Here is a 22,799-nt window from a genome sequence, read left to right as displayed (position 1 = left end):
GGCGAACCCTCGGAAACACCGAAGTCCCGCCCTCCGACGAGCAGTTGCTCGCGGAGGGCGGGACTTCGACCGATCCGGCGCCGAACCTCAGCCCTTGACGCAGATCACCTGGCGCAGTTCGGCGACGACCTCGACCAGGTCCTGCTGCTGACGCATGACCTGCTCGATCTTCTTGTAGGCGCCCGGGATCTCGTCCACGACGCCCGAGTCCTTGCGGCACTCCACGCCCTCGGTCTGCTTGGCGAGATCCTCGACGGTGAACCGCTTCTTGGCGGCGTTCCGGCTCATCTTGCGGCCCGCACCGTGCGAGGCGGAGTTGAACGCGGCCTCGTTGCCCAGGCCCCGGACGATGTACGACCGCGTGCCCATCGAGCCCGGGATGATGCCGAGGTCGCCACGGCCCGCCCGAATCGCGCCCTTGCGGGTCACGAGCAGGTCCACATCGTCGTAGGTCTCCTCCGAGACGTAGTTGTGGTGACAGCTGATCGGCTCCTCGAAGCCCACCCGGGCCTTGCGGAACTCGCGCCGGATCACTTCCTGGAACAGGGCCATCATGATCGCCCGGTTCTTCGCCGCGTACTCCTGCGCCCAGTACAGGTCGGAGCGGTACGCGTCCATCTGCGGAGTGCCGCTGATGAAGACCGCGAGGTCCCGGTCGACGATGCCCCGGTTGTGCGGCAGCGACTGGGCCACCGACATGTGGTGGTCCGCCAGTTCCTTGCCGATGTTGCGCGAGCCCGAGTGCAGCATGAGCCACACCGAATCCGACGTATCTACGCAAAGTTCGACAAAATGATTCCCGGATCCGAGCGACCCCAGCTGCTTCATCGCCCGCTCGCGCCGGAACTTCACCGCGGCCGCGACGTCGTCGAAGCGCGACCAGAACTCCGCCCACCCGGCCGTCGAGAGCCCGTACAGCTTGCTCGGGTCGACCGCCTCGCCGTGCATGCCCATCCCGACCGGGATCGCCTGCTCGATCTTGGACCGCACCCGGGACAGGTCGTCGGGCAGGTCGGCCGCGGTGAGCGTGGTCTTGACCGCGCTCATCCCACAACCGATGTCCACGCCCACCGCCGCCGGGCAGACCGCGTCGCGCATGGCGATGACGGAGCCGACCGTGGCGCCGCGGCCGAAGTGCACGTCGGGCATCACGGCGAGGCCGTGCAGCCACGGGAGGGTGGTGATGTTGCGGAGCTGCTGCATGGCCTGACCCTCGACCGCGGCGGGGTCGGTCCACATGCGAATCGGGACCCGGGCGCCCGGGACCTCGGTGTACGACATATCTGGTCACTCTCCTGAGTGGGTACGACGAAACATGAGCACATCGGCTCGAAGTCTTGGTGGGCCGTCCCGGCGCACTCCGGGTGGTGAATCCGGGTGCGGCACGGGGCGGCCGGTGGCGGGCCGCAGGGTTTGGCGACTGCGGGTCCCGCGGAGCGGAAGCGAAGCAGGGGTTACACGCGGCGGGCCGAGGCACCCTTGACGGGGTATCGGCTGTTGTCACGGAACCGCACCGGCTCGCTCCTCTCCCTACAAGGACAGGTCACACGGAAGGACCCGTCTCGGCTCGGCCTCCATCAAGCCACGGCAACCGCCCACCCTGCAAAGGGTTTTCCGGGCGGCGCGGGCAAGGCCGGCGCACGCCCCGGCGTGCACCCCGCGCGCCGCGGTGACAGCCAACCGGGTCGGGCGTAATTTCCGAGGCATGTTCGTCGTCGGGGTAGCCGCCTGGATCACCGCCGTGGCCTGTGTCGTGTTCGGCCGCGATCGGCATCGCCCCCGGGTGCGACCCGTGGTCCGCGACTTCGACGGGGACGGTCCTCGGGAGCGCACCGAATTCCCGCGCGCCGCCCGGGCCGGCCGGCTCGCCGGGGCGGCCGCGGCCCTGGTCGGCGTGGCGGCGTTCGTGCTGAGCGTCCGGTGAAGTCTCCTCGGGCATGCCGGGCCGGCGCCGGTCGTGCGCTCGGCTGAAGCGGACGGTGCGGGTCCCGAGCAGCACGCGCCGGTCGTGCGCTCAGGTGAAGACGACCGTGCGGGTCCCGTTGAGCAGCACGCGCCGCTCGGAGTGCCACTTGACCGCGCGCGAGAGCGCCTGGCACTCGACGTCGCGCCCGACCGCGACCAGGCCCGCGGGGGTGACCGCGTGGTCCACCCGCTCGACCTCCTGCTCGATGATCGGGCCCTCGTCCAGGTCGCCCGTGACGTAGTGGGCGGTCGCACCGATCAGCTTGACCCCGCGCGCGTGCGCCTGGTGGTAGGGCTTGGCGCCCTTGAAGCTCGGCAGGAACGAGTGGTGGATGTTGATCGCGCGGCCTTCGAGCTGCTTGCACAGGTCGTTCGACAGGACCTGCATGTACCGGGCCAACACCACCAGTTCCACGTCGTTCTCGCGCACCAGGGCGAGCAGTCGCGCCTCGGCCTCCGGCTTGGTCTCCCGGGTGACCGGGATGTGGTGGAACGGCACGCCGTACGAGCGGGACAACTCCTCGAAGTCGCGGTGGTTGGACACCACACCCACGATCTCGATCGGCAGCGCGCCGATGCTGCTGCGAAAGAGCAGGTCGTTCAGGCAGTGGCCGAACTTGCTGACCATCACGAACACGCGCATCCGCGCGTCGCCGTCGTGGATCTGCCAGTCCATGTGGAAGGACGCACCGACCGCGGTGAAGCCGGCCCGCAGCGCGTCCAGCTCGACGCCCTGCTCGGCGGTGAAGTGCACGCGCATGAAGAACAGGCCGGTGTCGCGGTCGCCGAACTGCTGGCTGTCCACGATGTTGCAGCCGGTCATCATCAGGAAGCTGGCGACCGCGTGCACGATGCCGCGCTTGTCCGGGCAGGACAGCGTCAGGACGTACTGGCCGCCGGTCGCCCCGGCACCGGTGCCGTCGACAGGCTGGGTCTGCTCGGTCATGGACGCGCCCTTCTTCTCCAACTGCGGCATTCGTACGGCCTTCCGGATGTCCGGTCCGCCGGCTTGGCTGCGGGCCCGATCCGCCTGCCTGCCGAGCGGGCCCGCCCGCCGGTCGTACAGGATCCCACGTCCCGCGCGGGCTCAGCGCCCGCCGGTGCGGATGCGCAACACGTCGAGCGAGTCGGGCGGCGCGTCCGGGTCGTCCTCGTCCGTCTTCGCCAGCGCGACGTGTGCGGCGCGTGAGGTGGCGACGACCTGCGGCCAGCGCGGGTGGGTGAGGTAGGCGGGCGCGGGCGCGTCCTCGCCGATGTCGTGCAGGACGGCGAGGATCTCCAGCACCGCGGCGTCCACCAGTGCGGCCTCGTCCGCGTCCGCGACCAGGCAGCCGACGTAGGTGCTCGCGGACCAGCGGTCCAGCCACGAGTCGCCGACGAGGCGATAGACGGCATCGGTGATCGAGCCGTACTCCGGGCGGCCGGCCAGCCAGGACTCGCGCTGGAACGTCGGGTCGCCGAACATGTGCAGCGCGGAACGGACCTGGGCCCGCCAACGCCACCATGGAACGGTGCTCTGGCGCATACGTGCCATCGTGGCGCCTCCTCCCCTGTCTCCGCTTCCGTTTCGCCGATCCGATCCCGTCCCGTTCCCGATCGGTTTCGGGCGGGATGCTTTCGATCACCTCTGATTCCCACCGATCATGCCGCAGACCGGACCGATCCCGGCAACCGGGCGGTCCGCGGTGCGGGCGACGGTCGGCCGGCCGATCGGCCCGGTCCACTCGGTCGGCTGAGTCGGCTCGGTCGAGTCAGTCGAGTCGACTCAGTCGACCACCTTGATCGTGATCAGTCCGCGTTCGACGTCGTATACGCGCAGCGCGGCCACCTCGAAGCCCGGGTGGTCGCGGATCCAGTTCTGCGCCTCGCGCAGGACCCGGGCCGCGGTGTTGAACGCCTGCGCGGCCTCGGTCGTGTAGTCCCCCGGCAGGTGCGAGGACAGATCGGTGTCGATCGCCACCTCGTACTTGCCCTTGTGGTCCAGGGTGAGCCGCACCTGCTGCAGCCGGGTCCCCTCCGCGGTGGTGTGCAGCGCGGCCAGCATCGCGGCGCCGTAGTCGTCCGCGGCCGGCTTGCGGTCGTCCCGCTCGGCGCCGAGCCGGAAGTCGATCGCGTCGCGGTCCGAGTCGAGGATCTCGATCCCGCCGACCCACAGCGCCGGGTGGTCCTCGGCCCACTGCGCGGTCTCGGTGAGCAGCTTGCCCGCCCGGTCGCGGACGATCTCCTCGGCCCGCACGTTCGAGCCGTCGCCGCGCACCAGGTCGGTTTCGAGCGTGACCTTGTAGACCTTGTACGAGCTGACCACCCGCACCCTGGTCACGTGTCCCCCGTGCGGGGTGGTCCGCAGGTGGGTCAGCAACTCGCTGCCGTAGGCCCCCGATTCGGCGGTGTCACCGGCGGCGGCGGGCGGAACCACCGGCGGCACGCTGCCGCTCGGGCGGTCCGCCGGAGCCGGCTTGGAGCCGGTGGAGGACAGTCGCGCCGAACTCGGCCCGGCGCTGGCCACCGTCTCGGCGATCCGGCCGGTGTCGGAGGATCCGGAGCACGCGGCGGCACCGGCCATGGTCGTGGCGAACAGCACGACCGCCGACAGTCGTGTGCGTTTCCGTATGCGTATCAAGGTTCGTGTTCACCCCCTGTCACCCAGCCATGGTGCGGGTTGGCCCTCGGCTCCTACCAGGCGGGGGGTGGCGGGCGCTGGAAATATACCGCTTCGCTCGCGGCGCCGCGGCCGGCGGCTCACGGGTCCACGGCCAGCCGGTATCCGCGTTTGGTGACCGTGCGGACCAGGCCGGCGTACGGTCCCAGCGCCGTGCGCAGCCGGGCCACCGCCGCCTCCACGGCGTGTTCGTCGGTGCGCGTGTCGGCCCACACCCGACGCAGCAGTTCGGCTCGGCTCAGCACCCAGCCCGGCTTCTCGGCGAGCGCGCGCAACACCGCGCCCGGTACCGGCGGCAGCCAGATGGTCCGGCCGTCGACCAGCAGCGCGTTGCCCTGCAGGACCAGGCGCTCGGTATCGGTGTGCAGCTCGCGGCGGGCCCGGGCGGGCAGCGCCTCGGTGATCGTGCGCACCAGCGAGCCGAGCCGGCCGCGCTCGGGCCACACCGACTCGACGCCCTGCTCGGCCAGCGGCCGGGCGCACACCGGCCCGATGCACACCGGCAACACGTCGGCACGCAGCGCGGCCAACACGTCGGCCCGGCGGCCCTGTTCCTCGGCGGCCTCCAGGAACGCGCCGATCGCGGGCGCACTGGTGAAGGTGAGCGCGTGCAGCTCGCGGCGCACGGTCTGCTCCACCAGGCGGCGGACCGCACCCGGATCCTCCGGCGGACCCCAGCGGTAGACCGGGATCCGAAGCACGTCGGCGCCGCGTGCCCGCAGCGCGTCGACGAAGCCCTCCGGCGGTGCGCCGTGTTCCTGCACCGCGATCCGCCGCCCGCGCAGGTCGCGTGCGAGCAGCCAGGCCAGCACCTCGTCGCCGGCGTCGGAGCCGGCCGAGTACACCTCGCGCAGGCCGCACGCCCGCACCGCGGTGCCGGCCTTGGGCCCGCGGCAGACCAGTACGGCGGCCCGGCACGCCGCGGTCAATCGGGCGGCGCGCCCCCAACTCTCGGCGGCGGCGAACCAGCCGCGCCAGCCCACCCCGGTGGTGGCCACGACGTAGTCGAGTCGGTGGTCCAGGGCGCGGTCGGTGGCCCGACGCAGGATCGGGTCGTCGGCCGGCGACACGATCCGCACGGTGGGCGCGTCGACCACCTTGGCGCCCAGATCCCGGAGCTGCGTGACGAGTTCCTCGCGGCGCCGGGCCGCGGTGACGCCGATGGTGAACCCGATCAGCGGTTCGGCCCTCGTGCCTGTCTCCATGGGGTGAGACTCGCCGACGTGTGTTACGGCGCTGTTGCCGGACGGTCACGCGGGAGTTAGCGCATGGGTCGAAAAAGGCGTCCGCCCGGCGGCGGTCGGGCGGGGCACGCGGGTCAGAACTCGCCGGCGGTGCGCTTCTTGAGGTTGTAGGTCGTCGCGATCGGGTTCCACAGCCCGACGACCTTGTTCTTCGCGGTGGTGGCCCGGCCGCTCGCGCGGTCGGCGGCGCGCTTGTGGTCGGTGTTCTCCGCGTGGTGGCCCTTGCAGCCGCCGTGGGCCATCTCGGTTCCCCAGGCCGCGAGTTCGCGGTCCGACTCGGCGGAGGCGGCCCACGCGTCACGCAGGCCCGCGACCAGTTCGGCGCCGCCGCTGAGCTTGTCGGTGGTCAGCTTGCCCAGGCCGGCGATCTGCTGGTCGCGCTGTCGGGCGGCCTCGGTCAACGCTTGCGCGCCGGCCGCGGGGTCCTCGCACTTTTGGATCTGTTGCACGGCCCGGGACACGGTCTGCCGGGATCCGGCGCCGTCCTGGAGCAGTCGGTCGACGGCGGTCGCCTGCCCGGCGGCGCCGTCGTCGGCCTTGGCGGGCGGTGCGGTGGTCCCGGGCGTGGCGCCGCCCGAGGCGCTCGGCTTGGCGGGCGCGCCGGTCGTGGCGGCCGCGGCGCCCTTGTCCGCGGTGTCGCTCTTCTCATCGTCGCCGAACGCACCACTGGCGAACACGCCGATCGCGGCGACCACCACGAGCGCCCCGACACCGGCGGCGATCAGCGGGGTCCGCGAGCGGCCGGCCGGCCCCGGGCCGGCGTGGTCGCCGGGCCCGGGGCCGTGCGGCGGGCCGGTCGGCGGCGCGTAGTGCGGGGTGTGGGGCTGCGGCGCGGCATACCCGGCGGACGGCGACGCGTGACCGGGCGGCGCGTAGGGCGCGGGCGTCGGCTGCCCGGGTGCGTCCACCGCTCCCGTTCCGGCCGGCGGCCCGGCGGCCTCGTCCCGGAACAGGTTGGCCGGGAACACCTGGGTGGCGTCGGCCGGTCCGGCGGCGGGCGACGGGCTCGGCCGGAACAGGTCGGGCCCGGCCGGCGGGGCTCCCATCGGTGCGGCGGCGGGCGCCCCCGGCGGCGCGTGCTCCGGGCGCGGCGGCACCTGGCCCGGTCCGGCCGGCGGCGCGAACGCGGGCTGCGGGCCGAGCCGGGTCGCGCCGGGCTGCTCGGCCGGGGCGCCCGGCGGGCTCGGGTGGGCCGGGTTCGGCCGGTACGCACTGTCGGCGTCGTAGGGCGATTGCGGTGCGCCGTAGGGCTGTTGCTGCGCGGGGTACGGCTGCTGTCCGGGGTATTGCTGCGGCGCGCCGTAGCCCTGCGGGGGTCCCTGGTCCGCGTAGTCCTCGAACCTCGGCAGCACCTCGGTCTCGTCGCGCGGGAGTTCGAGCGGGCCGAAGGGCGAGGGCCCCGGCTGCTCGCCATTGGGGCCCCGTCCGCCCGATCCAGCCGATCCCATGCCATCCACCCGTTCGTCGCCCGAGGCCGTCGTGTCCGGCGGTCGTGCGACCGTCCGGGCCGCCCGGCGGCCGGTAATCCGTCCGCCCGACGGTAACTCAGACGTTCGAGTGACGAACAGCGGCGCACCTCGCTGCGGCGCCGTCCGGCCCTCGGCGGCGGGCCGCGGCGCCCGCCGCGCCGCAGGTCGGCGGCCCGGGGCGGGGCTCAGACCGGCACGGCGTGCACGGCTTCGGCGAATTCCCGGACCACGTGCTCGTCCCGGTACGGTTCGAGCCGGCGCTGGAAGTCCTTGAGGTATTCCAGGCCGCGCGCCGAGTGCAGCCGTCCCACCAGGTCCAGTGCCTCGGCGCCGACCGCGCACGCCTCGTCGAGCCGGTTCTGCTGCAGGTGTGCGGTGGCGAGCAGGAGGGTGTCGACCGCGCGCCGGCGCACCCGCGTGTCGGCGTGCCCGTCCAGGGCCGCCCGGGCCGCCGCCTCGGCCTGTCGGGGCCGGTCCAGGTCGCGGTAACAGTGCGCGAACTCGTCGGAGAGGTACGCCTGGGAGAAGTGCCCTATCCAGGACGGATCCTCGTCCGGTACGGCGACGTCCATCGCGGACTGGGCGCGCGCCAGCGAGGCCTCGCAGGCGCGCGCGTCGCCGAGCAGCGCGTGCCCGCGCGCCTCGGCGGCGTGGAACATCGCCTGGGTGGTCGGCGTGGCCTCCTGCTTGGCGCCCTCCTGTGCGGCGCGGGCGAGTTGGGTGATCTCGCGCGGGTTGCCCAGGCTGCCCGCGAGGTGGCTCATCCCGGCCGCCAGCACATAGCCGCCGTAGGCGCGGTCGCCCGCGGCCTGGGTCAGCCGCAGGGCCTGGATGTAGTAGCGCTGGGCGAGACCCGGCTGGCCGGTGTCCACGGCCATGTAACCGGCCAGCTCGGTGAGTCGGGCCACGGCGGCGAACAGCGCTCGGCCCGTCTCGTCGGAATAGGTCCCGTTGAGCAGCTGGGTGACCACGCTGCCCAGGTAGTGCACCACGACCGGACGGATGTGCCCGGCGCCGAACCGGTGGTCCAGCGCGGACAACATGTCCGTGGTCGCACACACCGCCTCGATGTCGGAGGCCCCCACCCGCGGCCCGCCGATCCTGGCCACCTGCGCGTCCGGCTCGGTGATCAGCCAGTCCCGACTGGGTGCGACCAGCGCGGCCACCGCCACCGAGGAGTTGAGCAGGAAGTCGCGCCGGTTCACGTCGCTGCGCCACAGCTCGGTGACCACCTCGACGGTGGCCGCGGGGGTGGCGGCGAACTGGAGGCCGACGTTGGTCGCCAGCGAGCGGCCGTCGGCCATGCCGATCTCCTCGACCGTGACCGGTCGGCCGAGCTTGCGGCCGATCGCCTCGGCGATCAGGTTCGGCACCGCGCCGCGCGGCTGCTGACCGCGCAGCCAACGGGCCACCGAGGTCTTGTCGTAGCGCAGATCCATGCCGTGCTCGGCCCCGCACATGTTGACCCGTCGAGCGAGCCCGGCATTCGAGCAGCCGGCCTCCTGGATCAGTGCCGTCAGCCTCTCGTTGGGCTGCCTCGTCGCCTGCGTTCGCGCGGCCATCGGCGTTCCCTCCCCGACCGTTGGTGCGGGATTGCGACATGCGGGATCGGCGCGACGGGGATCGTGCGGTCCCGTCGTGTCCGTGCCCTGATGCCTGATGAGTCCGTGATGCGTGTCCAGCGGATGTCATCCACATGCCGAGAGATCCGGATCGGCCGGAATTGCCGATGTCGCCCGGCAGTCGTATGAAATGTCATCCGCCGTATGAAATGTCATCCGCGTACGGAGCGTAGTGACCCGTATAGAGCAGCGGATAGGGCACCCTTCATTGCGCCCCCGGTTCTGCACCCATGCGCCCCCCTTGCGCCGGATGGCGACCGATGATCTCATCGCCCCTGATCATCCGGTTTCACCTGCCCGGAGTGCGACCGCGGGGCGCGCGACCCGGCGCCGTTCGGAGGGCACCGTACGGGTGGCCGCGAGCGGGGCGCCGCCCGGCCGTAACCATCGCGGGGCCGGGCAGTTGTGCAGCACGTGGAAGACACCCTGGGGGCCCGGCAACTCGCCCGTGAGACGCTTGTAGAGACCGCAGTCCGCTACGCCGAGAACCGGCACTGGGACGTGGTCCCCGGCGCCTCGGTGGTCGAGAACAGTGCGGGGCGTCGTTGCAGTTGCGGTCATCCCGCGTGTGCCACCCCCGGCGCGCACCCGATCCTGCGCGACTGGGCGGTCCAGGCGGCCAGCTCGCCGGCGCTGGTCCGGCGCTGGTGGAACGAGCATCCGGACGCGGCGATCCTGCTGCCCACCGGTCGCGGCTTCGACGTGATCGACGTCCCGGAGCAAGCAGGCTGCCTCGCGCTGGCCCGGCTCGAACGCATGGGCCTGCCGCTCGGCCCGGTGATCGCGACGCCGACCCGCCGGCTCCAGTTCCTCGTGCTGCCCGGCGCCCGGGACAAGATGGGCGAGATGTTGCGCCGCATCGGCTGGGGCACCAGCGCGATCGACCTGATCCCCAAGGGCGAGGGCGACTGGGTGGTCGCCCCGCCGTCCCGGATGGGCAGCTCCGGCAGCGCCTCGTGGGCCCGCGAACCCACCGAACTCAACCGCTGGCTCCCCGAGGCCCGCGAACTGGTCAGCCCGATCGCCTACGCCTGCGGCCGAGCCATGGCCGAGGCCAGGTAGCTCCCACCCCACCCCCAGCCGCCCCCGGCCCCGCAACCCACAGCACTCCCCATCCGCCCCACCCCCGGGCCCCGGCGCCGCAGCCCCCAGCCACCCCACCGCACGGCACGGCACGGCACGGCACCGCACCGCACCCACCACTGCTACAAGCCCCAGCCATCCCGCGCCCGACCACCGGCGCCGCAACCCCCACGCCCCACCGCACCCACCAGTGCCCCAGCCATCCCGTACGACCACCGGCGCCGCAACCCCCAGCCGCCCCACGCACCCACCACTGCCACAAGCCCCAGCCATCCCGCACCGGGCCGCCGGGCGCCATCGGCCCGCCCGTTGCCGGTGAAACCGCAGCCATCCCACCGGACGGCACGGGTGGGCCGGGTGGGAGCACCCCCCGAGCCACCCGGAACGCAACGGGCCCTCGAAGCCGACCAACCGGCGACGAGGGCCCGAAAATCCCGCGCGTATACCCGCAACTACCGCGCGGCCACGAACACGTGCGACGCGACCTCCGGCGACAGCTCCGCGGCTTCGCCGCCGCTGCCCGCCATCACGCCACCCGCGGACTCGTGCACACTCACGACCGCCCCGGGACGAATCCCGGCCCGGCGCAACGTGTACATCAGTTGGGCGTCGGTCTGCAGCGGCTCACCGAGCCGCCGCACCACGACGTTCTTGCCTTCCGGCCCCGCCGACTCGAGCAGCGTGACCAGCCCGCCTTCCTTGAAGGAGTCGGCGTGCAGTTCCTGGTCCAGCTCCTCCAGGCCCGGGATCGGGTTGCCGTACGGCGATTCCTTCGGGTAGCGCAGCAGTTCGAGCAGGCGACGTTCCACCTGCTCGCTGATCACGTGCTCCCAACGGCACGCCTCGGCGTGCACCTGTTCCCAGGGCAATCCGATGACGTCCACGAGCAGGCACTCGGCGAGTCGGTGCTTGCGCATGACCCGAGTCGCGATTCCCCGCCCTTCGGTCGTCAGTTCCAGATGACGGTCGCCCTCGACCGTCAACAACCCGTCCCGCTCCATACGTGCCACGGTCTGGCTCACGGTCGGCCCGCTCTGCTCGAGCCGTTCCGCGATCCGCGCCCGCAGCGGGACCACGCCCTCCTCCTCCAGCTCGAAAATCGTCCGGAGGTACATCTCCGTGGTGTCGATGAGTCCACTCACGACCAGCGGCTCCGTTCTTGGGTGGTCCTGCCGTGCAATTCTGACGCACCTGGACCCCCGATGCGGACGTCCGGCCGATCGGGTCCCCGCGGTTTGCCCCGTCCGCGCCGTCCGGCACGTGCCACCGCGTCATCCGTACGTGTGCCCTGCCCGTGTGGGCCCACGTTGTCGAGTGCGTACGGTCATAACGTTCCGGTATGCCATTGCCATCCCGGAAGGGCTCCGGCTCGTCCGGATCCCTCGATCGTGTACACGTGCTCTGGTTCCGGCGGGACCTGCGGCTGTTTGACCATCCGGCGCTGCACGCCGCGGCCGGCACCGGCTTCCCGGGCACCGGGGACGGCGAGCCCGCCCGGGTGCTGCCGCTGTTCGTGTTCGACCCGGTGTTGTGGGACGCCTCGGGGCCCGCGCGCCGCGCGCACCTGGTCGACTCGCTCCGCGCCCTGGACGCGGACCTGCGCGAACTCGGCGGGCACCTGGTGCTCCGCGCGGGTGACCCGGCCCGCGAGGTGCCCGCGCTCGTGCGCGAGGTCGGCGCCGCCGAGGTGCACGTCTCCGCCGACTTCGGGCCCTACGGGCGCACCCGCGACGCGGCCGTGGCGGCGGCGCTCGACGTGCCGTTCCGGGCCACCGGGTCGCCGTACGCGGTGGCTCCGGGGCGGGTGGTCAAGGCCGACGGGACGCCGTACCGGGTGTTCACGCCGTTCCTGCGCGCGTGGCTCGAACACGGCCGGCGCGACCCGCTGCCACTGCCCACCGACCTCGCGTGGGCGCACGCCGACGCGGTCGAGCCACCCGCCGCGCCCGCGCCCGCCGGGGTACGGCTGCCCGAGGCGGGCGAGCGCGTCGCCCGCGCCACCTGGGAGGCGTTCCGCGCGCACGGCCTGGATCGGTACCGCGAGTTGCGCGACCGGGCCGACCTGGCCGGCACCTCGCGGCTGTCGGTGCACTTGAAGTTCGGCGAGATCCACCCGCGCACGCTGCTCACCGGCCGCGTCGACGAGACCTTCCGCGCCGAACTGGCCTGGCGCGAGTTCTACGCCGACGTGTTGTGGCACCATCCGGAGACCGCGCGGGAGTACCTGAACCGGGACATGGCCGAGATGCGCTACGACAGCGGCCCGGACGCCGACGCGCTGTTCGACGCGTGGCGCGAGGGCCGGACCGGCTTCCCGTTCGTGGACGCCGGAATGCGGCAACTGCTCGCCGAGGGCTGGATGCACAACCGGGTACGGATGGTGGTCGCGTCCTTCCTGGTCAAGGACCTGCACCAGGAGTGGACCCGCGGCGCGGCACACTTCATGCGGCACCTGGTGGACGGCGACCCGGCCTCCAACAGCCACGGCTGGCAGTGGACGGCGGGCTGCGGCACCGACGCCTCGCCGTGGTTCCGGATCTTCAATCCGATCACCCAGGGCCGCCGGTTCGACCCCGACGGCGACTACGTTCGGCGCTACGTGCCCGAGCTGCGTGCGATCGCGGGCAAGGCGGTGCACGAGCCGTGGAGGATCGGCGTCCCGGGCTACCCCGATCCGATCGTCGAGCACGCCGAGGAAAGACGCGTCGCACTCGACCGCTACGAGGCGATCCGGCGGTAAGGTGCCGGATCCGCGTACGCACGGCGGATCCGAACACGAAGCTCCGAACGCACCGAAGAAACGGGAGGACCGGGCATGGTCGAGCTGGGTGCGCGCTACCTCGACGCGGCGATCGGACTGCTGGAACGGCTGCGGGACGAAGAACTGCCCACCATCGACCGGGCCGCGGACCGCATCGCCGAGTCGCTGGCCGCCGGTGGCCGGCTCTTCGTGTTCGGCGGCGGCCACTCCGCGCTCGCCGCGCAGGACGTGGTCTACCGCGCGGGCGGCCTGATCCTGGCCAACCCGCTGATCGCCCCCGGCAACGAACTCTCCGTGCGCCCGATCACCGTCAGCACCGCGGTGGAGAAGCTCGCCGAGCTGGCCGGCCCGGTGCTGGACGGCGCGGGCCTGCGCAAGGGCGACGTGCTCGTGGTGATCTCGCTGTCCGGACGCAACGGGCTGCCCGTGGAGATGGCCCGGCGGGCGCGCGAGCGCGGCGCGCTCGTGGTCGGCGTCACGTCGGTCGTGGCCAGCGAGGCCGAATCGCCCAGGCATCCGTCGGGTACCCGGGTCCTCGACAACTGCGACGTCGTGCTGGACACCGCCATCCCGCCGGGCGACGCCGCCCTCGAGGCGGATGGCGTACCGCAGCGGATCGGTCCGACCTCGGGTGTGGTGTGCTCGGCGGTGCTCCAGGCGCTCATGGTCGGCGTGATCGGCCACCTGGTCTCCCGGGGGATCGAACCCCCGGTGTTCATGTCCGCGAACGTCGAGGGCGGAGCCGCGTGGAACGAGCGGCTGCTGACCGAACACGCGGACCGGATCTTCTATCTGAGGTGAACCCGGCAGTGCATCCCAACGCACGGTCCCAATCTTCGGACCGGCAGGCCGCGGATCGGCGGACCCCGGACCGGCAGTCGCCGGCCGATGGGTCGTCCACGCCGACCGGGGCCGAGCAGGCGTCCGATCAGGCAGCCGACCCGGTGTCGGCCGAGTCGGTCGGCGTGCCCGACCCGCGCGCGGCCACGATCGTGGTCCCGGGCCGGTTCAACGGGCCGCCGGGCATCGGCAACGGCGGCTACCTGGCCGGTCTGCTGGCCGGCCGCGCGAGCGGCGGGACGGCCTCCGGGGTGACCGTGACGCTGCGCCGCGCGGTGCCGCTGGACCGGCCGCTGGCGCTCGCGCACGACGCCGGCACGGGTGTGCTGACGCTGCATCAGGACGACGGACCGATCGCCGAGGCGGTACCGGTCGACGCCGCGCTGCCGTTGCCCGCGCCGATCGACCCGGTGACCCCCGCCGAGGCGGTCGAGGCGAGCCGGTCCTTCCCCGGGTTCGCGCCGTGGAACCCCTACACCGAGTGCTTCGTGTGCGGCACCGGACGGGCCGAGGGCGACGGCCTGCGGTTGTTCCCGGGCATGCTCACGGACCGCCCGGACACCAACGCATGCGTGTGGACCCCGCACACCTCGCTGGTCGCGCCCGGCAGCGAGCAGGTCGGCCCCGAGTTCGTCTGGGCCGCGCTCGACTGCCCCGGCGGCTGGACCGGGATGGACCGGGACACCGCGCTGCTGCTCGGCCGGATGACCGCGCACGTGTACGCGCTGCCCTACCCGGACGAGCCGTGCGTCGTCCTCGGCCGCCGACTCGGCCGGGAGGGCCGCAAGGTGCGTACCGCGACGACGCTCTACGACGCCGACGGCCGGGTGGCCGCACACGCCGAACAGGTGTGGATCGCACCGCGCACCTGAGCCGCATGCCGCGCCGATCGACCGGGTGGAGCCGCGCCGACCGGGTCGGCGCGGCCCGCTCGGCGCGGCCGGGTCGGGCCGGCGCGGCCGGGTCGGGCCGGCCCGTTCCTCGACCCGAGCCGACTACGGCTGCGGGTGGCGGGCGTCGTAGCGCCAGAAGCCGCGCCGGCGCAGCGACAGCGCGATCACCAGGATCACGCAGGCCAGTCCACCGCTGACCACGGAGATCCGCTCGGTGCTCAGCGCGGCCACCGACCCGGCCTCGAAGTCGCCGAGCCGAGGCCCGCCGGCGACCACCACGATGAACACGCCGGCCAGCCGCCCCCGCATCTCGTCCGGGGTCGCCACCTGCATGATCGTGTTCCGGAAGACCATGCTGATGGTGTCCGCGCAGCCGGCGAGGGCCAGCAGGATCAGGCCCAGCCACAGCGGGCCGCCCAGCCCGAACACCGCGATGCACGTGCCCCACGCGATCACCGCGAGCACGACCGCGCGCCCCTGCCGCTGCACCCGGCCCAGCCAACCGGAGAACAACCCGCCCGCGAGCGAGCCCACCGCCGGCGCGGCGACCAGCAGGCCGACCGTGGTCGCCCCGCCGCCGTACAGCGTCGCGGCCATCGCCGGGAACAGCGCCCGCGGCATGCCGAACACCATCGCGACGATGTCGGTCAGGAACGTCATCCGAATGTTGGGCCTGCTCCGCAGAAAGCGCAGTCCCTCCAGCACCGAGGCCCGCCTGGGCCCGCCCTCGGTCCGGGTCGGCGGCATCGACGGCAGCCGCCACATCGCGTACAGCGCCGCGGAGAAGGCGATCGCGTCGATCAGATAGGCGACCTGGAAGCTCCACAGGCCGATCACCAGGCCGCCGAGCATCGGCCCGATCGTCATCGCGAGCGCCATGGCTATCGAGTTCAGCGCGTTCGCGGCGGGCAGCCGCTCCGCGGGCAGCAGCTTGGGGAGCATCGAGGTCCGCGCGGGGTTGTTCACCGCGAAGAACGCCGACTGCACCGCCACCGCCGCGTACAGCAGCCACACCTGGCCGAGATCGAGGAACGCCTGCGCGGCCAGCACGATCGACACCGCGGAGAGCCCGCTCGCGGTCACCAGGCCGACCAGTCGGCGATCCAGGCTGTCCGCGATCGCACCGCCGAGCAGCCCGAACACGATCAGCGGCACCACCGAGCACAGCCCCACCAGACCGACGGCGAAGTTGGAGCCGGTCAGCGCGTACACCTGGATCGCCACGGCGACCGCGGTCATCTGCTGACCCAGCGAGGAGACCGAGTGGCCGAACCACAGACGACGGAAGTCGGGGAACTCGCGGAGCGGGGTCACGTCCGCGAGGACGGCCCGGGCGAGGCGCTTCGAGGCAGGGGGCACCCGCGCTATCCAATCCCAATGTGCCCTGCATCTATTCCTGATTTCGATGTGGGATCGGGCACCCCGAAAATGCGTTGCACCCGCCCTCGGGCCGATCTAACCTCACTGGCACACGGGAGAGGAGGTGGTCTGAAGTTGCATAGCATTCGGACGCGTGAGGTGGCTGCCCGCTAGCCGCCACTCCGGTTTACCGGCTCGGCAGGCCCCGTCGTGAGTGCACCGCGACGGACGCAGGCAGGCGGCCGGCAACACCAGGCAGACACCCGACCCGCAGGTCGCCGGGATCGTCCCCCGGCCTTCGTTCCACCTCACCGAGGTGGACGGAGAAGCGACCTGCGGGTCGCTGCTTTGTTGGGCGCCTTCGGCGCCGGCTCGCGAGGGGCCGCCTTGTTGGGCGCCTTCGGCGCCGGCTCGCGAGGCACCACTTTTTTCTCTCCCCCGCTTCGCTCCTCCGAGAAAAAGCGGCCCCTCGCTCGTGACCTCGTGTCCCTCCGCTTCGCTCCGGGCCACGAGGTCTTGGTTTGCGGCTCCGCCGCTCTCCGCGCTTCGCGCGTCGATCGCGTGGGCGGCGCGGGTCGGGGGCGCTGACGCGCCGGGGGTGGGGCGAGGGAGCGGGCATCCGGCTCCGATCACGCTGCGCGCCCTACCCGCACGCCGAACCGGTCGCACGTGGACGCGGTGGGGGTGTGGCGAGGAGCGGGCATTGGCTCCGGCGCGCGCCGAGCACGCCGGCGTCCACCCGCACGCTGAACCGGTCGCAGGTGATCACGGACTCAGTCGTTCGAACCGCCACTTGGCGCCCTCGCGCAGGTAGCGGAGCCGGTCGTGCATCCGGTTCTCCCGCCCCTGCCAGAACTCCACCGCATCCGGGCGGACCCGATAGCCGCCCCAGAAGTCCGGCACCGGGATGTCGTCGATGTCCGCGAACCCCGCCGCGGCCTCCGCGTAGCGCTTCTCCAACTGGTCCCGCCCGGACACCACGCTGGACTGGCGACTGGCCCAGGCCCCGATCCGCGAGCCGCGCGGCCGGGAGCGGAAGTACTCGGCGGTGGTCTCGCGCGACACCCGTTCGGCGGATCCGCTCACGATCACCTGGCGGGCGAGCGCGTGCCACGGGAAGAGCAGGCTCACCGCCGGGTTCGCGGCCAGTTCGGTGCCCTTGCGCGAACCGTAGTTCGTATAGAAGACGAAGCCCTGCTCGTCGAACTCCTTGAGCAGCACCGTGCGCATGCTCGGCCGGCCGTCCGGCGTCGCGGTCGCGACCACCATCGCGTTCGGCTCGGGCAACTCGGCAGCGGCCACCTCGGCCAGCCACGCGGTGAACAACGGGAAGGGGGTCGGCGGCAGTGCGCAGACGTCGATGCCTTCGCCTCGGTACTGCCGGCGCATGGCGGCAAGCTCGGTGAACTCCACGGACAACGAGTACCACTCGGCGCCCGCCGCCGGCACGGTCACCCCCTACCGGATGATGCCGGGACGACCGAACCCGGCCGGTTTGTGCCGGACCTCACTCGCCCGAGCGTGTTCCGGCGTAGGTCGTCTCGATATCAAGAGATATCCTGACCGACGGACTTCGATCGGCCCATACCTTCAGGCGAGGCACCATCCCGGCCTCGCCCGGACCGAGCGGAACACCTCCCCGAACCACCGGCGGACCCCAGGTGCAGAGCATGATCGGCACCATGCGCCCCGGCCTCCTTCGGGGGAAGACACGGTGTGGTAGTGCGGGGTATGAAGGACCCGGCCACAAGTCAGTCGAGATCGCATGAGGAGCCGCCTGATGTCCGAGTTCGTACCCGGGCTCGAAGGAGTCATAGCGTTCGAGACGGAGATCGCCGAACCCGACAAGGAGGGTGGCGCGCTCCGGTACCGGGGTGTGGACATCGAGGACCTCGTCGGCCACGTCTCGTTCGGCAACGTCTGGGGCCTGCTGGTGGATGGGGCGTTCAACCCCGGCCTGCCACCGGCCGAACCGTTTCCGATCCCGATCCATTCGGGCGATGTCCGCGTGGACGTGCAGAGCGCGCTGGCCATGCTCGCTCCGGTGTGGGGTCTGAAACCGCTGCACGACATCGACGACGCCCAGGCGCGGGACGATCTCGCCCGGGCCGCCGTGATGGCGCTGTCGTACGTCGCCCAGTCGGCCCGCGGCCTGGAGAAGCCGATGGTGCCGCAGAGCGAGATCGACAAGGCGCAGACCATCGTCGAGCGCTTCATGATCCGCTGGCGCGGTGAGCCGGACCCGCAGCACGTCAAGGCGGTCGACGCCTACTGGACGTCGGCGGCCGAGCACGGCATGAACGCCTCGACGTTCACCGCGCGCGTGATCGCGGGCACCGGCGCCGACGTCGCGGCATGTCTGTCCGGCGCGGTCGGCGCGATGTCCGGCCCGCTGCACGGCGGTGCGCCCTCGCGCGTGCTGCACATGATCGAGGAGATCGAGCGCACCGGCGACGCCACGGCGTACGTCAAGGGCGTCCTCGACCGCGGCGAGCGCCTGATGGGCTTCGGCCACCGGGTCTACCGTGCCGAGGACCCCCGCGCGCGTGTGCTGCGGCGCACGGCCAAGGAGCTCGGGGCGCCGCGCTACGAGGTGGCCGCGGCGCTGGAGAAGGCGGCGTTGGAGGAGCTCCAGGCTCGGCGTCCCGACCGGATCCTGGCCACCAACGTGGAGTTCTGGGCCGCGGTGATGCTGGACTTCGCCGAGGTGCCGGCCCACATGTTCACCTCGATGTTCACCTGCGCCCGGACCGCCGGGTGGAGTGCGCACATCCTGGAGCACAAGCGCACCTCGCGCCTGGTGCGCCCGGCCGCCCTGTATGTCGGTCCGGGCACCCGCCCGATCACCGAGGTTCCGGGCTACGACGACACGGTCCGCAACCTGAAGCACTGAGTTCTCGACGCTCGTCCGGAGCCCCGTTCCCCACAAGGGTGCGGGGTTCCGTCATGCCCGGCGCACGGCCGTCGGGTCCCGCTGCCGCGGGGTTGCTCAGGCGCGGCCTTCCAGGATGGCCGCCTGCCGCTCGTCGTCGGCACGGGGGCAGGTGCCGCACAGGGCGTTCGGGTCGATGGTGTACCACAGGCAGCACACGCTCTGGGTGCGGTTGCGGTGGGTGCGGCCCTCGGTGCCGCGCAGGGTACGAAAGTCCGCTGCGCGCTTGAAGCGGCCGGTGTTTCCGGGGAGCAGTTCGCCCAGGTCGCGGACCGCGCGTTCGCCCTCGGCCGGGCCGAGCATGCGGCCGAGATACCAGACGGCGCTCACCAGCTCGTCCGCCACCATCCCCCACAACACCCGCTCGCCTCGGCGCACGTGTGACCGGAACGCGCCGAGCAGCGGCTCCAGGTGCTCGGACACCGCGCGCAGCAGTTCGGCCCGCAGGGCGGCCTCGTCGGCCACCACGCGCGCGCCGGTCGCGCCCGCGTCCGGGTCGTCGGGCAGGCAGGCGAAGGTGCCGGCGGTGACCGTGAAGGACCGGCCCGAGCGGTCGGACTCGACGTCGATCCACACGTCGGCCAGGCCCACCAACGGCACGCGGCGGTTCAGGAACCAGGGCCCGGCGAGCATCAGGCACGCGTACCAGGCATAGCCGTGCAGGGCCCACATCGCGATCGCGTCGGCGCGCGGTTCGACGTCGAGCGCCGCGGTGATCCGCCGGCGCTCGGCGGCCAGCAGGCCGGCGATCACGTCGGGGTCGCTCGCCAGCCGCGCGGCGTGCAGCCGGTCCGCTCCCGGGCGTCCGGGCTCGACCGCGATCAGCGGGCACGCGGCACCGAGCGCACGGAAGGTCTCCGCCAACGCGGGGCACGGTACCGGCTGCCGAAGATCGAGCAACGTCATGATCCGAAGGTAAGGCTTGCCTAACCCACTGTCCAGATGGCGCACCGGAGAAGGCGATCACACGCCCCGACCCCACTCCTGTGGGCGACGCGCGACGGGGCGCGCGGCGTGGCCGCGCGCCCCGTACGGACTCGGACTCGGGTTCGGGGATGTTGCGACATGCCCCGGGCGCGGCCCGGGAGCCGGTTCAGGACCGGACCGACACCGGGGCGTCGAGCACGTCGTCGTCGGGCCGTTCGCCGGCGTCCTCCAGGATGATGCGGCCCATCAGTTCGTAGCGTTCCGGGCTCCTGGCCTTCATGTACAGGGCCAGGGCGATGCCGCCGACGAAGACTCCGCCGACGATGTAGGGCGTGAGCTTGAAGAGCAGCGATCCGGACGCGGCGCCGGCGGCGGTCTCCATGTTCTGCAGCAGCAGGACCACCACCGCGATCATCGCGATGCCGCCCAGGAGCGGGGCCAGGAAGGTACGGAACCAGTGCGCCGTCTCCGGATGGTTCCTGCCCACGTGGAAGTAGCCGATGACGGCGAACGAGCACAGGGTCTGCACGATCAGGATCGCCATCGTGCCCAGGATCGCGAGCAGCGTGTAGAGGTGGATGTAGGGGTCCTGATCGGTGACCAGGAAGAGCAGCACGATGCCGGTGGCGATCACGCTCTGCACGAACGAGGCGAAGTACGGCGAGCCGTGCACCGGGTGGGTGTTGCCGAGCCTGCGCGAGATGAAGCCCTCGCGGCCGATCGCGTAGAGGTAGCGCGAGGCGCACTGGTGGAAGGCCATGCCGCACGCGAACGAGCCGGTGATCAGCAACCACTGGAACCAGTCGACCGCCCAGCCGCCGATGAACTCGCCGGTGGGGCCGAAGAAGACGTCCAGCGGGGTCGAACCGCTCGCGATCTCCTTCGACTTCTCCAGTCCGCTGCCGTCGATGGCCATCCAGGACACGAACACGTAGAACAGACCGACGCCGATCACCGAGATCAGCGTGGCGCGCGGGATGACCTTCTTCGGATTGCGCGACTCCTCGCCGTACATGGCGGTGGACTCGAAGCCGACCCAGGACCAGAAGGCGAAGAACAGGCCGAGACCGGCAGCCCCCTCGAAAGCGTTGGCCGGGTTGATCGGCGCGGTGGACAGCCCGTCCGGGCCGCCGCCCTGGACCAGGACCGCGATCGCCATCGCGGCCAGCACCGCGATCTCGGCGACCAGCAGCACGCCGAGCAGCCGTGAGGTGAGGTGGATGTCGAAGTACGACAGCAGCGCGGTCACCGCGAGCATGCCCAGCGCGTAGATCGCCCAGTTGAGGTCCACGCCGAATTGGGCGTTGACGGTGGTGTCCGCGAAGTAGGCGAAGATGCCGACGATGGAGGCCTCGAAGACCACGTACGCCAGCACCGCGAGCAGCCCGGAGGCCATCCCCACGACCCGGCCCAGGCCGTGCGAGATGTAACCGTAGAAGGCGCCGGCCGAGGTGATGTGCTTGGCCATCGCGACGTAGCCGATGGAGAACACGCTCAGTACCAGGGTGGCGAAGAGGTAGCCGGCGGGTGCGCCGATGCCGTTGCCGAAGCCGACCGCGATCGGCAGGTTGCCGGTCATCGCGGTGATCGGCGCGGCGGTCGCGATCGCCATGAAGACGACCCCGACGAGCCCGACCGAATTCGCCTTCAGGCGCTGTACTTGGGGCTGGGCCTGGGGTTGGGCCTGCGATGTGGCCGTGGGGGTCTGCCCGTCACCGGAGTGGCTGGACATCCCACCTCCCTACCGTTCGTCGGGAAAGAACTGATGGCGAGTCAGCTTCGACCCACGGGCGACGCCCCCACAATTGACAGGCTGTCATGGATCGGGCCGATTCGAGCCTTGCGCTGTCGGGACGGTGACGGGCGGTGCGGGACCATTCCCGCATCGCAACATGCACGGCCCGGGTGCGCCGCACGCGGGCCCGTGCCGAGCACGTCGTGCCGGGCCTCCCGCGCGCCGAACGCGCGGTCTGCGAGTGGCGGGCGGCGGACAACCCATAGGGTCGGGCGTCATGGATACCGCCACACCCGAGCTGACCTACGGCGACATCAGGAACGCCGCCGAACGCATCGTGGGCCAGACCCAGCCGGTCACCATGATGCCGATCCACCCGTCACCGCACGTGTGGCTCGCGTTGGAGTACATCCAGCACACCGGGTCGTTCAAGGCACGCGGTGCCGCGAACTTCACCACCGCGCACATCGAGGCCGGCACCATGCCCGAGGCCGGCGTGGTGATCGCCTCCGGCGGCAACGCGGGCCTCGCCTGCGCCTGGGCGGCGCGCAGCGCGGGGGTGCGCTCGACGGTGTTCCTGCCGGAGACCGCGCCGCGGATCAAGGTGGAGCGGCTGCGCACGTACGGCGCGGACGTGCTGCTCGTGGGCCGCGAGTACGCCGACGCCCTGGAGGCGTCGCAGCGCTTCGCCCGGGAGACCGGCGCGCTGCTGTCGCACGCGTACGACAACCCGCTGATCGCGGCGGGTGCGGGCACGCTGGTGCCGGAGCTGCTCGCGGGTGTGCCCGGGAAACTGGACACGATCATCGTCTCGGTCGGCGGCGGCGGCCTGTTCGCGGGCGTGGCGACCGCCGCCGAGGAGCACGGGATCCGCACGGTCGCGGTCGAACCGGAACACTGCCGGGCCCTGAACGCCGCGTTGGAGGCGGGCGAGGTCGTGGACGTACCGACCGACTCCGTCGCCGCCGATTCCCTGGGCGCGCGCCGGGTCTCCGCGACGGCCCTGGCCACGGCCCGACGCACCGGTGCCTTCTCGGTCCTGGTCTCCGACAAGGCCATCATCGAATCCCGCCAGGCGCTGTGGGACAACTTCCGCATCGTCGTCGAACACGCCGCCGCCACCGCCCTGGCCGCCCTCTCCACCGGCGCCTACACGCCCGAGGCCGGAGAAAAGGTCGCGGTCATACTGTGCGGCGCCAACACCGACCCGGGCGACCTGGTCTGACCGGGGAGGATCAAGCCAGGCGCCCCACGCCCCACCCGAGCCACCCATGACGGGGCGTCCGCCGCCGCCCCCGCCGGCCCCGATA

At 72.2% G+C, this 22,799-nt stretch carries 19 protein-coding genes; 7 read left to right on the top strand and 12 right to left on the bottom strand.

The genetic code is table 11. The annotated features are described in order from the left end of the window. Positions 1-87: 87 nt before the first annotated feature. Positions 88-1,281, bottom strand: a complete 1,194-nt coding sequence (locus ACZOOI_RS17195) for an RtcB family protein (protein WP_465276696.1) — start codon at positions 1,279-1,281, stop codon at positions 88-90. Between the two features lie 424 nt (positions 1,282-1,705). On the opposite strand from ACZOOI_RS17195, the gene ACZOOI_RS17190 reads away from it, so the two are divergent. Beyond that, complete coding sequence (locus tag ACZOOI_RS17190) at positions 1,706-1,924, top strand: hypothetical protein (protein WP_465276695.1); 219 nt, start codon at positions 1,706-1,708, stop codon at positions 1,922-1,924. Positions 1,925-2,014: 90 nt separating this feature from the next. On the opposite strand, the gene purU is transcribed toward ACZOOI_RS17190, so the two are convergent. From purU to ACZOOI_RS17160, 6 genes are all read right to left on the bottom strand, one after another. Further along, the gene (gene purU, locus ACZOOI_RS17185; RefSeq protein ID WP_396011874.1) at positions 2,015-2,911 is read right to left on the bottom strand and encodes a formyltetrahydrofolate deformylase; all 897 of its coding nucleotides are present in this window, start codon (positions 2,909-2,911) and stop codon (positions 2,015-2,017) included. 141 nt (positions 2,912-3,052) lie between these two features. Then, positions 3,053-3,490, bottom strand: coding sequence for an SCO4402 family protein (locus ACZOOI_RS17180; RefSeq protein WP_391586868.1), 438 nt, complete (start codon positions 3,488-3,490; stop codon positions 3,053-3,055). Between the two features lie 240 nt (positions 3,491-3,730). Then, positions 3,731-4,546, bottom strand: coding sequence for a hypothetical protein (locus tag ACZOOI_RS17175; RefSeq protein ID WP_465276694.1), 816 nt, complete (start codon positions 4,544-4,546; stop codon positions 3,731-3,733). Between the two features lie 158 nt (positions 4,547-4,704). Then, complete coding sequence (locus tag ACZOOI_RS17170; RefSeq protein ID WP_465276693.1) at positions 4,705-5,829, bottom strand: uroporphyrinogen-III synthase; 1,125 nt, start codon at positions 5,827-5,829, stop codon at positions 4,705-4,707. A 113-nt stretch (positions 5,830-5,942) separates the two neighbouring features. Continuing rightward, complete coding sequence (locus ACZOOI_RS17165; protein ID WP_465276692.1) at positions 5,943-7,316, bottom strand: hypothetical protein; 1,374 nt, start codon at positions 7,314-7,316, stop codon at positions 5,943-5,945. Between the two features lie 206 nt (positions 7,317-7,522). After that, complete coding sequence (locus ACZOOI_RS17160) at positions 7,523-8,899, bottom strand: transcriptional regulator (RefSeq protein WP_465276691.1); 1,377 nt, start codon at positions 8,897-8,899, stop codon at positions 7,523-7,525. Between the two features lie 465 nt (positions 8,900-9,364). Here ACZOOI_RS17160 and ACZOOI_RS17155 point away from each other — a divergent pair, with 465 nt between their 5' ends. After that, on the top strand, positions 9,365-10,021 hold the full coding sequence (locus tag ACZOOI_RS17155) for a bifunctional DNA primase/polymerase (protein WP_465276690.1): 657 nt from the start codon (positions 9,365-9,367) through the stop codon (positions 10,019-10,021). Positions 10,022-10,494: 473 nt separating this feature from the next. On the opposite strand, the gene ACZOOI_RS17150 is transcribed toward ACZOOI_RS17155, so the two are convergent. Further along, on the bottom strand, positions 10,495-11,184 hold the full coding sequence (locus tag ACZOOI_RS17150; protein WP_391586629.1) for a metal-dependent transcriptional regulator: 690 nt from the start codon (positions 11,182-11,184) through the stop codon (positions 10,495-10,497). A gap of 254 nt (positions 11,185-11,438) precedes the next feature. Here ACZOOI_RS17150 and ACZOOI_RS17145 point away from each other — a divergent pair, with 254 nt between their 5' ends. From ACZOOI_RS17145 to ACZOOI_RS17135, 3 genes are all read left to right on the top strand, one after another. Continuing rightward, entirely contained in the window at positions 11,439-12,782 is a 1,344-nt protein-coding gene (locus ACZOOI_RS17145) for a cryptochrome/photolyase family protein (protein WP_465276689.1), read from the top strand. Positions 12,783-12,857: 75 nt separating this feature from the next. Then, entirely contained in the window at positions 12,858-13,604 is a 747-nt protein-coding gene (locus ACZOOI_RS17140) for a sugar isomerase domain-containing protein (RefSeq protein WP_391586627.1), read from the top strand. An 8-nt stretch (positions 13,605-13,612) separates the two neighbouring features. Then, entirely contained in the window at positions 13,613-14,515 is a 903-nt protein-coding gene (locus ACZOOI_RS17135) for a hypothetical protein (RefSeq protein WP_465276688.1), read from the top strand. Positions 14,516-14,638: 123 nt separating this feature from the next. Here ACZOOI_RS17135 and ACZOOI_RS17130 read toward each other — a convergent pair whose 3' ends face one another. Both ACZOOI_RS17130 and pdxH read right to left on the bottom strand, forming a co-directional pair. Next, a complete protein-coding gene (locus ACZOOI_RS17130; protein WP_465276687.1) occupies positions 14,639-15,895 on the bottom strand; it encodes an MFS transporter in 1,257 nt (418 codons plus the stop codon). Between the two features lie 765 nt (positions 15,896-16,660). After that, positions 16,661-17,344 carry a pyridoxamine 5'-phosphate oxidase gene (pdxH, locus tag ACZOOI_RS17125; RefSeq protein ID WP_465281220.1) on the bottom strand — a complete coding sequence of 228 codons (684 nt, stop codon included), beginning with the start codon at positions 17,342-17,344 and terminating at the stop codon, positions 16,661-16,663. A gap of 331 nt (positions 17,345-17,675) precedes the next feature. Here pdxH and ACZOOI_RS17120 point away from each other — a divergent pair, with 331 nt between their 5' ends. After that, positions 17,676-18,788: a citrate synthase 2 gene (locus ACZOOI_RS17120; RefSeq protein ID WP_391586624.1), complete on the top strand. Its 1,113-nt coding sequence runs from the start codon at positions 17,676-17,678 to the stop codon at positions 18,786-18,788. A 96-nt stretch (positions 18,789-18,884) separates the two neighbouring features. Here the strand turns inward: ACZOOI_RS17120 and ACZOOI_RS17115 are convergent, their stop codons facing one another. Together ACZOOI_RS17115 and ACZOOI_RS17110 are read right to left on the bottom strand one after the other, a co-directional pair. Further along, positions 18,885-19,733: a (2Fe-2S)-binding protein gene (locus ACZOOI_RS17115; protein ID WP_465276686.1), complete on the bottom strand. Its 849-nt coding sequence runs from the start codon at positions 19,731-19,733 to the stop codon at positions 18,885-18,887. 187 nt (positions 19,734-19,920) lie between these two features. Next, positions 19,921-21,486 (bottom strand): APC family permease, encoded by a 1,566-nt coding sequence (locus ACZOOI_RS17110; protein WP_465276685.1) that lies wholly within the window; start codon positions 21,484-21,486, stop codon positions 19,921-19,923. Between the two features lie 280 nt (positions 21,487-21,766). Here ACZOOI_RS17110 and ACZOOI_RS17105 point away from each other — a divergent pair, with 280 nt between their 5' ends. Then, positions 21,767-22,714: a threonine/serine dehydratase gene (locus ACZOOI_RS17105; RefSeq protein WP_465276684.1), complete on the top strand. Its 948-nt coding sequence runs from the start codon at positions 21,767-21,769 to the stop codon at positions 22,712-22,714. Positions 22,715-22,799 lie beyond the last annotated feature (85 nt).

This window comes from Embleya sp. L77, from assembly GCF_055557415.1.
This window is presented reverse-complemented; position numbering and strand designations above follow the sequence as displayed.

What these genes read in the sequence shown, in the direction of transcription:
- ACZOOI_RS17195 (WP_465276696.1), bottom strand. Translation starts at nt 1,281, where the DNA reads ATGTCGTACACCGAGGTCCCGGGCGCCCGGGTCCCGATTCGCATGTGG.
- ACZOOI_RS17190 (WP_465276695.1), top strand. Translation starts at nt 1,706, where the DNA reads ATGTTCGTCGTCGGGGTAGCCGCCTGGATCACCGCCGTGGCCTGTGTC.
- purU (WP_396011874.1), bottom strand. Translation starts at nt 2,911, where the DNA reads ATGACCGAGCAGACCCAGCCTGTCGACGGCACCGGTGCCGGGGCGACC.
- ACZOOI_RS17180 (WP_391586868.1), bottom strand. Translation starts at nt 3,490, where the DNA reads ATGCGCCAGAGCACCGTTCCATGGTGGCGTTGGCGGGCCCAGGTCCGT.
- ACZOOI_RS17170 (WP_465276693.1), bottom strand. Translation starts at nt 5,829, where the DNA reads ATGGAGACAGGCACGAGGGCCGAACCGCTGATCGGGTTCACCATCGGC.
- ACZOOI_RS17165 (WP_465276692.1), bottom strand. Translation starts at nt 7,316, where the DNA reads ATGGGATCGGCTGGATCGGGCGGACGGGGCCCCAATGGCGAGCAGCCG.
- ACZOOI_RS17160 (WP_465276691.1), bottom strand. Translation starts at nt 8,899, where the DNA reads ATGGCCGCGCGAACGCAGGCGACGAGGCAGCCCAACGAGAGGCTGACG.
- ACZOOI_RS17140 (WP_391586627.1), top strand. Translation starts at nt 12,858, where the DNA reads ATGGTCGAGCTGGGTGCGCGCTACCTCGACGCGGCGATCGGACTGCTG.
- ACZOOI_RS17120 (WP_391586624.1), top strand. Translation starts at nt 17,676, where the DNA reads ATGTCCGAGTTCGTACCCGGGCTCGAAGGAGTCATAGCGTTCGAGACG.
- ACZOOI_RS17115 (WP_465276686.1), bottom strand. Translation starts at nt 19,733, where the DNA reads ATGACGTTGCTCGATCTTCGGCAGCCGGTACCGTGCCCCGCGTTGGCG.
- ACZOOI_RS17110 (WP_465276685.1), bottom strand. Translation starts at nt 21,486, where the DNA reads ATGTCCAGCCACTCCGGTGACGGGCAGACCCCCACGGCCACATCGCAG.
- ACZOOI_RS17105 (WP_465276684.1), top strand. Translation starts at nt 21,767, where the DNA reads ATGGATACCGCCACACCCGAGCTGACCTACGGCGACATCAGGAACGCC.